Origin of the sequence: Methanobacterium sp. (genome assembly GCF_038562635.1) — an archaeon.
Classification (GTDB): domain Archaea; phylum Methanobacteriota; class Methanobacteria; order Methanobacteriales; family Methanobacteriaceae; genus Methanobacterium_D.
The window spans coordinates 533151-549972 of sequence record NZ_JBCFBO010000002.1 but is presented as its reverse complement, the minus strand read 5'-3'; the positions used below and the strand labels follow the sequence as shown (position 1 = coordinate 549972).

At 33.1% G+C, this 16822-nt stretch carries 11 protein-coding genes and 1 rRNA gene; 9 read left to right on the top strand and 3 right to left on the bottom strand.

Annotated features, from left to right (window positions below):
- Positions 1 to 107: ribosomal RNA gene (gene rrf / locus AAGU07_RS14755) — 5S ribosomal RNA — on the top strand; the annotation flags it as partial.
- Between the two features lie 492 nt (positions 108 to 599).
- Here rrf and AAGU07_RS14750 read toward each other — a convergent pair.
- Positions 600 to 854, bottom strand: a complete 255-nt coding sequence (locus AAGU07_RS14750; RefSeq protein WP_342459843.1) for an MTH865 family protein — start codon at positions 852 to 854, stop codon at positions 600 to 602.
- Between the two features lie 386 nt (positions 855 to 1240).
- On the opposite strand from AAGU07_RS14750, the gene AAGU07_RS14745 reads away from it, so the two are divergent.
- A complete protein-coding gene (locus AAGU07_RS14745) occupies positions 1241 to 3577 on the top strand; it encodes a response regulator (protein ID WP_342459842.1) in 2337 nt (778 codons plus the stop codon).
- Positions 3578 to 3774: 197 nt separating this feature from the next.
- On the opposite strand, the gene AAGU07_RS14740 is transcribed toward AAGU07_RS14745, so the two are convergent.
- On the bottom strand, positions 3775 to 5670 hold the full coding sequence (locus tag AAGU07_RS14740; protein ID WP_342459841.1) for a helix-hairpin-helix domain-containing protein: 1896 nt from the start codon (positions 5668 to 5670) through the stop codon (positions 3775 to 3777).
- A 470-nt stretch (positions 5671 to 6140) separates the two neighbouring features.
- Here AAGU07_RS14740 and AAGU07_RS14735 point away from each other — a divergent pair, with 470 nt between their 5' ends.
- From AAGU07_RS14735 to AAGU07_RS14705, 7 genes are all read left to right on the top strand, one after another.
- Positions 6141 to 6950: a sulfite exporter TauE/SafE family protein gene (locus AAGU07_RS14735; RefSeq protein ID WP_342459840.1), complete on the top strand. Its 810-nt coding sequence runs from the start codon at positions 6141 to 6143 to the stop codon at positions 6948 to 6950.
- Between the two features lie 264 nt (positions 6951 to 7214).
- Positions 7215 to 8498, top strand: coding sequence for a PAS domain S-box protein (locus tag AAGU07_RS14730; RefSeq protein ID WP_342459839.1), 1284 nt, complete (start codon positions 7215 to 7217; stop codon positions 8496 to 8498).
- Positions 8499 to 8761: 263 nt separating this feature from the next.
- A complete protein-coding gene (locus tag AAGU07_RS14725) occupies positions 8762 to 9112 on the top strand; it encodes a hypothetical protein (protein WP_342459838.1) in 351 nt (116 codons plus the stop codon).
- Positions 9113 to 9897: 785 nt separating this feature from the next.
- Complete coding sequence (locus AAGU07_RS14720) at positions 9898 to 10293, top strand: NifB/NifX family molybdenum-iron cluster-binding protein (RefSeq protein WP_342459837.1); 396 nt, start codon at positions 9898 to 9900, stop codon at positions 10291 to 10293.
- 72 nt (positions 10294 to 10365) lie between these two features.
- Positions 10366 to 10557: a 4Fe-4S binding protein gene (locus AAGU07_RS14715; RefSeq protein ID WP_069581949.1), complete on the top strand. Its 192-nt coding sequence runs from the start codon at positions 10366 to 10368 to the stop codon at positions 10555 to 10557.
- A gap of 310 nt (positions 10558 to 10867) precedes the next feature.
- Positions 10868 to 11203, top strand: coding sequence for a protease inhibitor I42 family protein (locus AAGU07_RS14710; protein WP_342459836.1), 336 nt, complete (start codon positions 10868 to 10870; stop codon positions 11201 to 11203).
- 340 nt (positions 11204 to 11543) lie between these two features.
- Positions 11544 to 13670: an ATP-binding protein gene (locus AAGU07_RS14705; RefSeq protein WP_342459859.1), complete on the top strand. Its 2127-nt coding sequence runs from the start codon at positions 11544 to 11546 to the stop codon at positions 13668 to 13670.
- Positions 13671 to 14417: 747 nt separating this feature from the next.
- Here the strand turns inward: AAGU07_RS14705 and AAGU07_RS14700 are convergent.
- Positions 14418 to 16517 carry a catalase gene (locus tag AAGU07_RS14700; protein WP_342459835.1) on the bottom strand — a complete coding sequence of 700 codons (2100 nt, stop codon included), beginning with the start codon at positions 16515 to 16517 and terminating at the stop codon, positions 14418 to 14420.
- Positions 16518 to 16822: the final 305 nt, after the last annotated feature.

The following is a 16822-nucleotide window of genomic DNA, read 5'->3' as shown; positions in this document are numbered from 1 at the left end:
AGCGGAGGGGTTACACCTGGTCTCGTTTCGATCCCAGAAGTAAAGTCCTCCTGCGTTTTGAGTGGTACTATAATGTCTTTTATGGGAAGCTTGAAACGTTGCCGGCCATTCTCATACTTACTATTTTATATTAGAAAGGATTTTTTTTTTTTATAATATATTGAAGGTTTTTTTTGAATTAATTTTATACAATTTAATAATAATTTTACAAAAATGAACTTTTGTATGGGATTTGTGATGTCCCAACCAAAAGCTTATCTTAACCAATTACAAATTAGTTAATGTCATATCATTATTTTGACTGGTGCCTACGGTCCTCTTATGAGGTTGGCTAAGCCTTCTATGATTAGGAGAAACCCAGTACTGGACAGACTGCCTGCTTCGAGGGTTGCTCGGGGAGGAAAGGGTGAACTACCTGTGAACCAGTGAGTTAGTATGCAGGCAAAATTACTTAACTTTTATTTTCATTTGACGGTCCTATTTTTAAATACAAATAATAGGAATTGTCAAAAATAAACACTGTATTTTTATCAGATTAATTAATTAAATTTTATTTTTAAATTAAAAAAAATAGTTTTAGATAGTTGTTTTTAAATTAATTACATTATTCCGCCGCGTCTTATTCTTTTAATTACTACATGTGCTACATCTTCAGCATTGTTAAATGGAAAGTCTTCTTCTACAAGTGAAGTTACAGCGTCTTCTACTGTTATATCAAATCCTGGAGCTCTACATACCCCTGCTTTACCTTTGGGGAATGATTCCATAAGTTTATCATAGTTATTTATTGGAAAATCTGCTCCTTTTAATGCATTAACAATTCTATTATGCAATTCTTCATCAATACCCATCATTCAACCTCCGTCATTGTACTAAAATAATTATGATTTGTAATAAATATAAATTTAATTGTAATAATTTTATTAATGTAATGTTCAGCGGGTAAAAATTTCTTTTAAAATACAAAAATTAAACCTTTTAACTTGTTTAAAATCATTTATAATTTCTTTTTATATGTGCAATCTGAGTTTTTTATTCACTTAAATATTAGAATTATTACCTTAAATTCATAAAAAACCGCCTATTTTGTATTAAAAACCAGCTTGATACCATAAGTATTAGTACTTGTTTAATTACAGTCTAATTTTCTATCATTTTCATAAAAATAGATGTATATTTATAAACATTCGTGGAGAACTTATGGTGATATTTATCGTTTTGTTTAATGGGGGCGGGGTATGTGAGTTCTGATATTCTTGTAGTTGAGGATGAGCATATCATTGCAATGGACATAAAGTTAAAATTAGAAGATTATGGCTACAGGGTGCTTGGTATAGTTTCAGACGGCGAAGATGCTGTTAAACTTGCTGCAGAACTTAGGCCGGATATTGTTTTAATGGATATTTTTTTAAAAGGAGATATTGATGGTATTGATGCTGCTAAGAGCATACTGGCATTAGAAATACCAGTTATTTACTTAACTGCTCACTCAGATAAAGTTACTCTCTCTCGAGCCACGGAAAATCCTGCTTCAGGGTATCTTGTAAAGCCTTTTGAACCCCAAAAACTTTACAACACCATAGAGGTTACCCTTGAGAGGCACAGGAAATATCTGGAAGAAATTGACGAAATTGAAAATCCAACTCATGGATCCAGAAACGGTAAAGTAGGGGTATACATGGATGGGGAACGTCCAAGAGCGTGTACTTTAATTCCTGAATTACTGGATCCCGCATCACCTCAACAGGAAAATTTCAAGGGCGAAATTATATATAATGGGGATAAAATTGTTCAAACTCCTGTTGATGCAGTTGAGGATGATCTAAAGCCTGTTATACTGGTAGTGGAAGATGAAGAGATAACTGCACTTGATATAAAGTTCAGACTTGAGAAACTTGGTTACTGCGTACCTGAAACTGTTAGATCAGGAGAGTTAGCTGTTCAAAAAGCATGTAATGCCCAACCTGATTTGATACTTATGGATATAGTGCTTGATGGGGAAATGGATGGTATTGAAGCTGCTGAAACATTAATGGAACTGGATATTCCTGTTATATATCTTACTGCATATGCGGATGCTGAGACAGTTAAACGGGCCAGGAAAACATCTCCCTATGGGTACCTGGTAAAACCTTTTGAAGATGCAGAGCTTTATACAACAGTTGAAATGGCACTTAGTAAGCACAGGAGCGACGTGGAAAACGTTGCAAAATTCCAAAATAAAATAAGGGAAAAATCTGATGAGCTTAAAATAGAAAAAACGGGAGTTTTCTTTGTCTCTGCGGTGACTATTTCACTTGCTGCATACGGCCTGTTAACCAGGAGTATGACGTGGCTCGAATATCTTCTGTTTATACCTGCAATGTATGGTGTCCTGCTTGCAGTGGTTAGTCTCAAAAAACAGAGCCCTGCAGCGGCTTTTGACGAGATGCCCTTTGTGAGCATAATGATCCCCGCCCATAACGAGGAATTTACAATAGCTAGATGTGTTAAAACCCTTGCACAACTTGATTATTATATTGAAGATAAGCGGAACTACGAAATAATTGTTATAAATGATGGTTCCACTGATAACACTGCAGATGTACTGGGAGAGCTCAAAAAAGAGTTCAAATTTATGAAGATTGTAACTAGAAAACCGCCTCGCTCTGGAAAAGGCAAAGGTTATGTTCTTAATGATGGTTTAGAGTTATGTAAGGGTGAAATAATAGCAGTTTTTGATGCAGATGCCCGTATTGAAGCTGATTTCTTGAAGACAATAATACCTTACCTGAATGAGGATGGTGTTGAAGGTGTACAGGCAAGGGTTAGGATGTACAATCGTAATGAAAACCTTTTAACAGCTATGCAGGAGATTGAATTTGCTATATTTGGAAATGTGATACTCCGGGCAAAGGATGTAATGGGTAAAAATGCATTTTTAGGAGGCAACGGCCAGATAGCCACAAAGAAAGCTATAAAAGAGATCGGAGGATGGGATGGATTTGCAGTCACAGAAGACCTGAATATGAGTGTTAAACTTATTATGAACGGTTATAAAATTCGTTACTGTGGAGAAGCTGTTGTCTATCAGGAAGCTGTTCCCCAGTGGGATCTTTTCTTTAGACAGAGAATAAGGTGGGCGACAGGAAATCTTGAAACGCTGTTTGTTTATCTTACAAAAATAATGAATGCACCTATTCCTCTTTATAAGAAGATAAATGCCATAGAACAACTTTTCTTCCTCCTGCTTATTGCATTTGTAATGGTAGGTTATGTGGTTTTTATACTCCAGATAGGAAATATTATGCAGTTCCATTTCGGCGCTCCAGTTGCTGTAGGTGCCTTGTCAACTTTTGCGTTTTTCCCATCATTGTTCATAGGCTTATATCGGGAAAAAGCGCTTCCACATGTTATAATTTATAGATCTGTAGAATACTGGGCTTATTGTCTGTACCTTTTACCTTTATTCTTCGCGGCTTTTGCAGGGATGATTACGCGAAAAGAAAGACACTGGGCAAAAACTCATCATAGTGGCTATGAAGATATGGATGAAGATATAATAAGTGGTTCTCAAACGGATTCAGAAATAGTTTAGTACAAAAAGAAGTAATTTTCTGGATTTAAAAAAAGGTTCAATTAGAAATTTAACAAATAATGCATGGCAGTTTTCATAAAATTTTCCATGCATTCAAAACCTTACGTATTCATCGTCTTGTGCCAATTACTCTGATAGTAGAGGTGCTGTTGTAATCTGAGAATTATGGCCAGGAAAAGAGATCCCGGTACATAAATTTAAAATTTCTCCAGTATCTGACCATAAATATCCTTCATCTTTCCATCAGACTTCTGGTAAATCATTCGAAGGATGAGTTCTGGAGTACTTTTTGCAAGATAGTTCATTCTAGGAGTCCTGTCTACAATTAAATTGTAGTTATCATCAAGGCCTTTTGCCTCAATTCCGTCAACCCTGACTTCAATATATTTCATTATTTCATGTGCCATATGGGTTACAATGACTGCATAAGAATTAGAATCTTTTATTAGGTCTATAAAGCTTGCAATTATTTTAACTGCAGCTTCAAGTTCTGTAATTGCTTCCAGTTCGTCAAGTAAAACAAGTTTATGTGTATCTGTAATTACAACGGGCATGAATGTGTTGAGGAATGATTCAAATGCCCCTGCATCAAGAGACCTTTTCTTTGAGAAGAAATACACTTCATCAACGAGTTTAACTGTAGCTTCTTCTGCACAGACTGGAAGCCCCATCTGTGCCATTATGGAAATCTGGGCAAGGGTTTCAAGGAGTGTTGTTTTACCTCCACTGTTTGCCCCGGTTAAAAGTGCGACATTTTCGGGAGTTTTCAGGAAGTAATCAATCTTTTGAATGTTGATTTCATTTTCAAGTGCCAGGTTGAGATGTATTCCACCTTTAAAGTTGAACTCATCTTTGATCTGCGGTGCATTTAAATTGTAATAGTATGCAAAACATCCCAGTGCAAACTCATAATCGAATTCCAGAATTTCCTGAATTTCTGCTTCAATTCCTTCTTTAAGGGTTGAGAGTCGTGATGCAGCTTTTACTTTTTTATCGAATGTATTGATGTGCTGTCTTGCAATTTCCTGTTTTTTAACTCTTTCAAGTTCTTGTTCATCAATTTCTATTGGGTATTTTTGAATGAATGGGTCAAATGAACATCCAGTTTTATCCTTAATTTCATCTTTGGCTTCTTTTATCACTTCATCAAATATACTCTGTATTTTGGCAGGCATTCCTTCATTCATAAGGGCTAAAACTTCATCTCCTTTAAGATCAACCTGTTTAATACTTTCAGCGAGTTTTTCATCGGCTTTTTTCTTTGCATCTTCGACGCTTGCATCAAATATGCTTTCATCAACTTTAGCTGATTCGAGAGAGTCAAGAATTTCTATAACTTCTCCAATCGCTGATTTTCGCCCTAAGATATTTTTAATTTCCAAAACATTGCAAAGAAGCTCGTAATTCGTGTGGTAATATGAAAGGATAGTTTCAGGGACAATTTCATAGTTTAGAGAATCGCCTGTCACCATAGCAATGTTATAAGCATCATCAAGGTCTACTTGTCCAGTTGAGAATATATACACTACAAATTCATAATCATCAAGAGTTTCTAACTCTTCTGCAGTGATAATTGTTGAATATTTGTGCAGATCTAGATCCATAAGCCTGTTGTAATCCTCTCTGGACTCTACAAGTATGGCTCTTGATGGATCATATTTTGGTTTGTCTTTTCCAGATGGATTTACTTTTTTAAGCAGGTTACTGATTTCATTTACTGGAAGTTTGGATACAGTTTCCTTGGCGTTCATTACAAAGTCTAGATTTTCCTGAATCTTTCCTGTATCATTTGTAGGGCTTATTAAAAGAACCCTGTTTTTTCCATATTTGGTACTCGCGTATTTAAGAATTCTGGCGATAATGTCATCATAGATCTGGATGACCTGTTCTGTCTTTAAAAACTCTTCCCTTGGATTGCCTAAAGCTTCATTTATTATCTCTATAGCTTTAGCCTGACTTACTCCATCAATTTCTGAAAGTTTATCAACTTCGAAGTTGCTGATCGCTGTCTGTAGATCTGCCTCGCTGCCGAAGCTGTCAACAATTTTCTTTGCTAGTTTATCACCGATGCCTTTGATTTTTGTAAGTTCCACCTTTTATCACCATTGGGGCACAATTATTTGATTATTTTGATTTATAAAGAGTTTTAACATAAAAATATTCAGTTTGAAACTTTAGATAAATTTCAAATTTTTTTTATTATTAATAATTATTTTCAATATATAAACGTATAGCTTAAATATAGTTGGGTAGCATTTGAAAACTAATAGTTTTCAAGCATTTGGTAACTAATAATTGAATTTAAATTAATAAGTACCTATTTTAAAAATAGTTTAGAAAATTTGAATAAAAAATTAGAAATATTCATGGTTCTACTATTAATTTTAAACTTAATTTAGAAAATTTATACATTTATTTTTCATATTGTACTTACATATGTGATTTATTTTAATATAGTTTATTATTACATTAAGTACATATAGTATCAATGTTTTTAAAACGTAAAGTATAATTCTTTTAAAAATAAAGTTAGGATATAGTCTGATTATGAAGGAATAAATTTATGGATCCCACTATTTTTTATATTATAATTCTTGCAATCACGGGAGCGGGGATAGGGTTTGCATCAGGCCTTCTTGGAATTGGGGGAGGTTTTATAATGGTCCCTGTCCAATACTGGCTTTTTATATCTATCGGTGTTGATCCTACGCTTGCTATAAGGATGTCTTTAGGTACAAGCCTTGCAGTTATACTCCCAACAGCTATAAGCGGCGCATATGGACATTACCGTCGAAATGCAGTTTTAATCAAACCAATGGCACTTTTAGCTGTTACTGGAAGTATTGGTGGTATTTTGGGAGGGACTATTGCTTCTCATGTGCCTGGAGATATTCTTAAAATCCTTTTTGGGGTCACAGCTTTGGCGGTTGCTGTTAGAATGCTTCTTTATAAATCTCCAGAGGTTAAAAAAGAGCCAAAAACGGATAATATTTATTTTATTGCCGGTGGATTCATTGTTGGAATAATGTCTGGGCTTCTGGGAGTTGGCGGGGGATTTATCATAGTCCCATTCCTTGTAATTGCCATGGGATATGACATACATAAATCAATTGGGACTTCCACAGCGGTTATAATATTTACATCTATAGGGGGAATTATCTCTTATATCTTTAATGGACTGGGCGTACCGGGACTACCTCAATATTCTTTGGGTTACATTAATCTCCTTCAATTTGTTATTCTGGCAGGGGCAAGTATCCCAATGGCCCAATTGGGAGTTAAGGCAGCACATAAACTTCCTGCAGATAAACTGAATTATATATTCATAGCTCTGCTGATTTTTGTAGGTTTGAATATGGTGGGGATTATTTAAGGCAGGTATTACAATCTTTCTTCAACTATTGGATTAATAACACTATCTGTAGTTGAAATTACAGCCTCAAATGTACAGCAGTTTGGATTATAAAAATATATGTATTAAGTAGGGACTACTTTTTATGTTAAATGATTTATTTTAGTAATTACCATATTACAATATAATTTAAAATTTAAGGAGGGGTACTGTCCTATTATATCAAAAGACATTAAAAGCATTAAAAGCCAGATTATAATTGTTTTTTTAGCTTTTTTAGTGGGTATGACCCTTTATGAAATTGTAAAACAGTTATTGTTTCCCAGTATAAACATATGGGAATCACATGCCATTACTATTTCTTTTACAACAATTTTAGCTTCTATTCTTGCTTATTTTGTGTTAAATGATCGGGAAAAGCTGATAAAACAGTTGGAGCAGGTTAATTATAATCTTGAAGATCAGATTGAAGAAAGGATGGCAGAAGTTAAAAGGTTAGCTAACATTGTGGAGTCATCGGATGATGCTATTATTGGAATGGATTTAAATTTTCGAATATCCAGCTGGAATCATGGCGCAGTAGAAATGTACGGATATTCCTCAGGTGAAATAATTGGAAAGCATATATTTATTTTAATGGAACCTGGGGAACAGGTTAATAATTTGAGATTGATTGAGAGAGCTAAAAATGGGGAGAGTATAGAACATGTTGAATTGGAACGTTTAAAAAAGGACGGATCCCATTTTTACTCGTCTATAACATTTTCTCCAATTAAAAATGATAAAGGCAATATTGTTGGAATATCTTCAATTTCTAAAGATATTACTCGGCGTAAGAATGCAGAAGAGCAGTTAAAGGATACAATAAATGAATTAAGACGTTCAAATGATGAATTACAGCAGTTTGCCTTTATTACCAGTCATGATCTCCAGGAACCTTTAAGGACCATTGCCAGTTACGCTCAACTGATCGAAAGGCGCTACAAAGGTAAGCTGGATAATGAAGCCGATGAATTCATTGAATATATGGTTGATGGTGCAAAAAGAATGAAGCAGATGATCCAGGGTTTGCTTGATTACTCTCGTATTGAAACAAAAGGTGGAGAATTCCGGGATTTTAATGCAGAAAGTGCTTTAAATCATGCTTTAAATAATTTAGGGCCTGTAGTTAATGAAAATAATGCAGAAGTTACTTATGATGCTCTTCCAATAATTTTTGCAGATGAAAACCAGATGATACATGTGTTCCAGAATCTAATTGGAAATGCTCTTAAATTCCATAGGGCTGGGCTTAAACCTAAAATTCATATTTCTGCACGCAAAGAAATTAAAGGATACATTTTTTCTGTTGCAGATAATGGAATAGGGTTAGAAAAGGAGTATTGTGATAAAATATTTGAAGTGTTCAAAAGATTACACTCTATTGGAGAATATGATGGGGCAGGAATTGGTTTGGCAATTGTTAAAAGAATTATAGATCGCCATAATGGTAAAATTTGGGTTGAATCAGAGTATGGTGAAGGTTCTACGTTTTATTTCATGATACCCTTTAAGGATGAACTTAAATAAATTTTAAATTAGTTAAAATTCAGTTTAAAATTAGTTATTGCAAGCGCAAATAAAATTCTCAAAAAAGTTTTAAAACAAGTTTTTTTAATCATTTAAAACACTAAAAACTTGAATTTAAATAGCAAGGCTTGAAATTATGTTTTTGACTTGCAGGTTAAAAGATAGAACTTTCCTGTTTTAAAGTCAATTTAAGATTTCAGTTTAAAAATATAAAATAATTTAACTTAAAAAGCATATTCTATGAAAATAACAAATGTGATAAAATGTTGCAGTTTGAGGAAATAAAAGAAGATACAGAAGATGTAAAGATTGAAGATACTGGAGATAAAGAGACTTCCCTGCCTAAAAGCTTTATTTTGGTTTACACTGATGATGAACTAACTGAAGGATATATTCCTGAGTTATGGGGAAAATTAAATGAACATGATTTTGATGGTGATGCTGAAAATATAGACTTTGTAATTTACTTTGATAATTTGAATAAAACATGCAGGATTATAATGGCTTTATATTATTCTGAAGAAGATCTTAATGTTCCGGGGATTAATGAAATTGCAGGGTATTATCGCCCTATATTTGAAGAGTTCTATAATAAGAATAAACCATACTGTTAATTCCATATTTGAGTTTATTATTTCTTTAAATTTTTTTTTATGTATTTTAATGCAGTCTATTTTTCTTTATTGGGTCATTGAGCATTGCATAGATAATAAAACTGATAAAGGCTACTGCTATAATAATTTTATATATTTCTAAGGTTTCTAACATTTTTTTCATCACTCTAATTTGTGTTGTATTTTAAAGGATAAACGAATATATATTCAAAACTAGGATATAAATATTTTTGATACTTACAGATCTACAATTATATTTGTGATCGTTTTGCTGAATTTTAGATATTTAACTGTTATCTAAGCATATCTTTTGTAAATATGCATTTATATCCAGAAATTTTCCATAATACATTATTGGATATGGAATTTAATTCGTATTTATTAAATGCACCTGTTAATTTAAATTTTTAGTTTTCGTTACTACCTTATTTTGGTGCTTTGAAATGCAATAGTTTATATTGAAGTTATGAATATATATTCAAAACATGTTGGGGTAAGGCTCATACTTGAGAACCCAGATCGGGCACTTTAAACCATGTTCAAAGGAATAAATATGCAAAATCAAACCAACAGGGAATACATTAGGTAATGTATAATTTGGTTAAATAGATTATAAACGTATTAACCAGAAAAAACAGCGAAATAATGGATATTTCTCAGCTGACTTTTCATAGAATTTTAAACTCTGGCCGGAAATAGGCGTAATTTCAGTGTATATGGAAGTATTTATGTGTGGCAAGTTGAAATGTTACAAATTATAGTGGGACATACTGGAGGTGAATTAAATGAAAGTAGCTATTACATCAACTGGACTTAGTTTGGAATCAAATATAAGCAACGTATTTGGAAGAAGCCCTAATTTTATAATTGCAGATCTGGAAAATGGAGAAATTGAAAATGTTTTACCCATTGAAAATCCTGCAAAAAATGAAAGGGGAGCCGGAAACTTAGCGGCACAATTTATAGTAGATCAAGGTGTTGAGGCTCTGATTATAGGGGAATTAGGTAATGTTGCATTTGGTATTTTAAGAAATGCAGGAATTAAAATTTATAAAATTAGTCCCAGAAGTGTAGGAAAAAACCTCAAATACTTTATGGAAGGTAAGTTAGGGGAAATAAGTTCAGTGTCTTCAGGAATTCCCTCAGCTATAGATAAACGCCCAAGAAGAGATAAAATTTGACGTGATAATAATCAATCATGTCTTGAGAATAATTAGATTAAATCAGCTATAGAAAGACAGCAGGTGAGTTAAATGGTTAAAATAACAGTAGATTACGATAAATGTGAAGGTGCAGAATGCGGGGAATGTGCAGATGTATGCCCCATGGAAGTTCTTGTAATTGAGGGAGATACCCTTGTAATCAAGAATAAAGGAGAATGCAGCTTGTGTGAAGTATGTATGGATGTATGTCCAGATGAAGCAATAAAAATTGAGGATGATTGAGCATTAAATAGCTTATTTTAAATCTTTAAATTCTTTTTTTTTATTTTGCAAAGACGAGCGACTTTTTATAGAATCCCTTAGCTGGATCTATGATTACTTTTTAAAACAGCATATACTCCGTTTAAGCACATTAATTGAATTGATTGTCTTAAAACATGGGAGTAAGCCCTTGCAGAATTTTAGAATTAATTACAGGTGCAAAAAGTGCTTTAATGAGGTAAAACCTTCATTTTTTTATTTTTTAAATGGAACTAAAATTTAAGTACTATAAATTAATTATTATATCTTTAACACAAATGGAGGTGATTTTATGAGGACTAAAATAGCAGTGTTGTTTATGGCTTTTTTATGTCTTAGCCTCGTGACATCTTCTTTTGCTGCCTCATCTAACTATAACACTAAATCTGTAGAAAAGAATATTAAAGTAGTTTCTAACCCCTCAACAGGATATCATTGGGTTGCAGTGTACAATAAAAAGCACGTAAAATTGTTAAGCGACACATTTAGATCGAACAATCCAGGGTTAATAGGTAGTCCCGGCATTGAAACTTTTAAATTTAAAGGAGATAAAAGGCAGAAAATTGTCTTAAAATACGTTAAAAGTGGAGATAACAAACCCGTAAAACAACACACATACGTATTATAGCTAATAAACTAATTTTTTACTTTTTTAAATCTTGGATGTATAGAATATTTTAAAATAACAGTCTTTACTATTTTCTTTAGCAGGTGTAAAAATGTACTTTTGAATTAAATTAATATCCTCCAAAATTTTAATAATGCATAATAGGGGTAGAACTCTACTGATTTAAGATATTTATATTTTAAATTCATTTATATCTATAAAAATACATCTAAGTATATTATTAATCAATAAAGGTACTTATTTTATGGAAATAGCCAAAATTAGGAAACGTTAACTTCATTGAATAACTGATGAAAAAAGTTATACCTTTTAAAAACAAAGTAATAGTAAGAACTTCTTTATAATTTTTAAAAAGATATTAATCAGTATTTTCAGGGGAGGTATTGAATTAAATACAAAAAATAGCATATTCAAGGAAATATTTGATAAGTCTCCCAATGGTATTTTTTGTTATGATAAAAAGGGTAATTTAATTGATGCAAACTCTACAGCTTTAAAAATAGCAGGTATTAATTCTTTAAATGATTTTAAAAAAATTAATTTATTTGATAGTCCTGATATTGCATTAAAGAAGGATGAATTGATTAAAACAGGTTTAATTAAGTTTCAATCTAGTTTAGATTATGAAAATATCAGAAATGAAGGAACTTATGCTTCTGTAAATTCTAGAACTGCTTTTATTGATTGGACTATCTCTGAAGCTGATTTTGGTTTTTTAGTTCAAATTCAGGATGTTACTGAATATACAGAAATTGAAAAAGAGTTAAAAGAATCAGCAGAAGAGATTGAAAGGAATAACAAAGTATTAAAGGGTATAACTAAAATATTTCAGGCGGGTTTAAGAGTTAAAAGTAAAAAAGAATTAGCTCAAATGTCATTAAAAACTATTGAGGAAATTATAGGCAGTTCCTCTGGCTTTATATGTGAGGTAACACCTAAAAAATTATTAAATACTATTGCAACAAGTTTTTCTGGAGCGCGCGAACGTAAAACGACCCAGGGTAAACAGTTAGTTATGGAAACAGATTTACCTATTAAAGGAATTAGGTGGGGTGTTATTAATAAAGCAAAGCCTTTAATTTTTAATGACATTAATAAACATCCAAAATGGATCGAACCGCCAGAAGAGCATGTTAAAATTAAAAGTTTCATGGGTGTGCCTTTAATGCATGCTGGTGAAGTTTTTGGTGAAATTGGATTGGTTCATACAGATAAAGATTTTAGTCAAGATGATTTAGAAATAGTTGAATTAATATCTACTGCAGTTATGGAAGCTTTAATGAGTTATAAATCCAGAAATCAATTAACAGAGTATAAAATTAAGTCAGAGGAACTAGTTAGAAAATTTAAAGATAGTGAAGAGTCATTCAGGGCACTTGCAGAAAATTCGCCTGATCTTATAACACGGATTGACACTGATTTTAAATACATTTTTATTAATTTTAAAATTTTAGAATTGCAGGGTAATTACCCTGACTTTTATATGGGCAAAACATTTGAAGAAACAGGCACCCCTCTGAGATATGCTGAAATGTGGAGGTCAAAATATCAAAAATTACTGGATACCGGTGAATTACAGAAGTTTGAATACAGTTCCATAACTAATGATGGCTTTAAATATTTTGAAACTACTGCCGTACCGGAATATAATTCTAAAGGCGAAATTGAATCGATACTGTCTATAAGTCGTGATATCACTGAAAGAAAAAGGAGTGAAAGGCAATTAAAAGAAATTATAACTGAACTGCAGCGTTCTAATAAAGAATTACAGAGTTTTGCTTACATTACAAGCCATGACCTGCAGGAACCGCTGCGGACCATTGCCAGTTATGCGCAGTTAATCGAAAGACGTTATAAGGGTAAGCTCGATGATGATGCTGATGAATTCATTGAGTATATGGTTGATGGTGCAAAGAGAATGAAAAGCATGATCCAGGGTTTGCTTGATTACTCACGTGTTGGGACAAAAGGAAACGAATTTAAAGAATTTAACACTCAAGAAGCTTTAGATTATGCTTTAAGTAATTTAGAATCTTCAATTACTGAAAATAATGCTGAAATAACCAGTGATCCAGTTCTTCCCGTAATTTTTGCTGATGAAGATCAAATTGCACGTGTATTCCAGAATCTAATTGGAAATGCACTTAAATTCTGTAGTGAGGGGATAACGCCTGAAATTCATGTTTCAGCTCGAAAAAAAGATAAAGAATATGTTTTTTCAGTTAGTGACAATGGAATTGGAATGGAAGAACAGTACAGTGACCACATTTTTGAAGTGTTCAAGAGGTTACATTCAATTGATGAGTATCAAGGTGCAGGGATAGGTCTAGCTATAGTTAAACGAATAGTAGATCGTCATGGTGGGCGTGTTTGGGTTGAATCCGAGTTAGGTAAAGGTTCCACATTTTATTTTACCATACCTGTTAGAAATAAAGCCCTTTTAAGGATAATCAATAAGATTAAATAATGGTATTTTTTAACTGGGTCTAAAAACATTAAGATCATGCTTTCACATTCACAATCTATTTTTTAATCATTTTTTCATTATGATTGGAGGCTGTACAAGTATATCATAACTACATGTTTTTAAGATAATTTCTATATCTACAATTTAACAGGAAGTATAATTCATGCAAATGTTATAAACATGGGTATTTTATAAAATTAGGGGGTATCCAGGGACACCAAATGAAAAGATTCAGTGTCCCTGAAATTTAAGTACTTTACTTAAAATATTAATTAAAAGGGGATGAGGTCAATACTTACTTGTATTGACCTAAATTACTAATGTGTAGTTTTGTATATAAATTTTATGGTTTAAAGAGATAATAATAAGTTATACGTAATTTTACAAATTATAATACCTTTTTATTAAAAAATCAACTTTATTTTATTATTTTCTCTAATTTTAACCTTTTTGAGCAGTTCAATTTTAATACTTTTATTGTGATATGTCTCAAGTCACGTTTAAAATAATGGTGTTATAACTCTTTTTTGTGTATATTCTAATTAGTTTCTCCACCCTGAAAATTCATGTTTGGTGTGTAAAAACATCTGTTTTTTTAAGGGATCTTGGGCTGCACAATGATCCTATTTTTTACTCCCCTAAAATATGAAGTCTACAAAATTTAACGGCTGACTGCTTGTTGACTTCAATAAAAAAATTGCTCTTCAATTAAAAAGAAAAAATGAATTTAATTTAGGCAGGTATCTCCTATTTTGTTTCACGGTTCCAGTGACGGTGCATGGCAACTGCGTCAATAAAACTTTTAGCAAAATTTTTTATATGGGTATTGTCAATGGTAGTAACTACACCTTTATCAGAAGTTATTTCTCCTTTTGAAATTGAAAACCCTGTTATATTTGATTCTGTAAGCAAATCCACACCTTCACTAACTGCGGCAATGGCTTTACAGTGTTTGAATGCCTCATTTACAAAATGAATTACATCGCCGCGTTTTTTCAGTGTGTCCACACTTTCTTTACCTCCAGGTATGTAGACTGCATCGAACTGAGTAGATGCTGTAGAAATGTAATTCCTGTCAACTTCAATTTCCTGCCCGTTATCCGCTTTGATCATTCCGAGGTACATAGATATGATTTCTGAATTTGCCCCCGCGTCCTTAAGGGCGTCCTTTACATTCACCAATTCATCATAATTGAAACCGTTTTCTGCAAGTATGGCAACTTTCCTGGTTTTTACAGTGTCTTTTACTGTATTTTCCATACTGAATGATGGGAAGTTGTCTGCAGTGCTGGAATCTGCACCGTCTGACGGTGGTGAAACACCAACTCCTTTTGCAATTGCTACAGCAAGTCCTTTATCTACATTTGCAAATTGATCCACCATTTTCTGGCGGACTTCTTTTGACTCCACTTTTCCAACTTCAAAGTGGAAAGCACTGATAATATGCTGCTTTTCAGGCTCAGACATGCTTTTATAAAATGATCTAGCTTGACTGTAGAAGTCCTTGAATTTATCGCTTCTATCTCTTATTTTTTTACCTTCCACTTTCTCCATGTAATGGACATAGCCTCCTTCCTCTCGAGGAACAGGTTTAGGGCAGTTATCTCCCAATGTATTGGGGAAATAACTGGTTTTACCCGTATTAATTGTATGGCGGTGATATCCATCGCGTTGATTATTGTGTACTGGTGCTAATGGTCTATTTATGGGTATTTCGTGGAAATTGGGACCGCCCAACCTGATAAGTTGCGTATCAATGTATGAAAAGAGCCTGCCCTGTAGAAGGGGGTCATTACTAAAGTCTATCCCAGGGACTACGTTTCCGGGGCAAAATGCTACCTGTTCCACTTCAGTGAAGAAATTGTCTGGTTTTCTATTTAAAACAAGTTTACCAATCTTTTTAGGGGGTATTATTTCTTCAGGCCAGTGTTTAGTGGGGTCAAGAATGTCAAAATCAAAGTTGTGTTCGTCCTCTTCTTCAATCATCTGAACGTAAAGCTCATATTCTGGATAATCGCCATTATCTATTGCATCATAGAGGTCGCGCCTGTGGTAATCTGGATCTTCTCCACCAAGTTTCATGGACTCGTCCCAGACTAATGAATGCACTCCAAGTAGTGGTTTCCATATAAATTTGATAAATCTGCCTTTTCCTTCGCTGTTCACGAATCTAAATGTGTTGACGCTGAAGCCTTCCATCATCCTGTAGCTTCTGGGTATTGCCCTGTCAGATAATGCCCACATGATCATATGGGTTGTCTCAGGTGCACTTACCACAAAGTCATAAAATGTGTCATGGGCGGTGGATGCCTGTGGTATTTCATTGTCTGGTTCTGGTTTAACTGAATGGATTAAGTCCGGGAATTTAATGGCATCCTGTATGAAAAATATGGGTATATTATTGCCTACAAGGTCATAATTACCATCTTCGGTGTAAAATTTGGTGGCAAAACCTCTAACATCTCGTGCAGTGTCTGCTGAACCTCTAAATCCAGCTACAGTTGAAAACCTCACAAATACTGGTGTTTTCTTTCCAGGTTCTTGAAGGAATTTGGCCATTGTATATTCAGACATTGACTCATAACATTCAAAGTAACCATGTGCACCGGCACCCCTGGCATGTACTATTCTTTCAGGTATCCTTTCATGGTCAAAATGGGTTATTTTCTCCCTGAAATGAAAATCTTCCATCAGTGTAGGTCCTCTTTTTCCTGCTTTTAATGAATCATCAGTATGGCTTACCTTCACTCCCTGGTCGGTAGTAAGTCCTTTTCCTTCAGGATACTCTCTAAATTCTTCTAAATCTTCAATTTTGCTTTTTTTATCAATTTTTTCATCTTTATCCATTATATCCCTCGTTACAAAGGTTAAAATAAATTGTTAGAACTGAATTTTTTTTTTAATTATTATTTATATATGTAATAATTAATATAAAAAATTTAATACTAATTGGGTGCAGCTAAAAATTTAAAAATAAAATTTAGGGGGATAACCTTAAAATTGAACTGGTGATGTGGTAGTAAACACGACTTAAATTTACTAATCGAAGGTTTTAGCAAATTTTATAAGTTAACATCTTTTTTAATTAAAATTAAGTTTCAAATTAATTGAAATAGATGTTTTAAGCCACAGGATCATTTATTATCCTATAT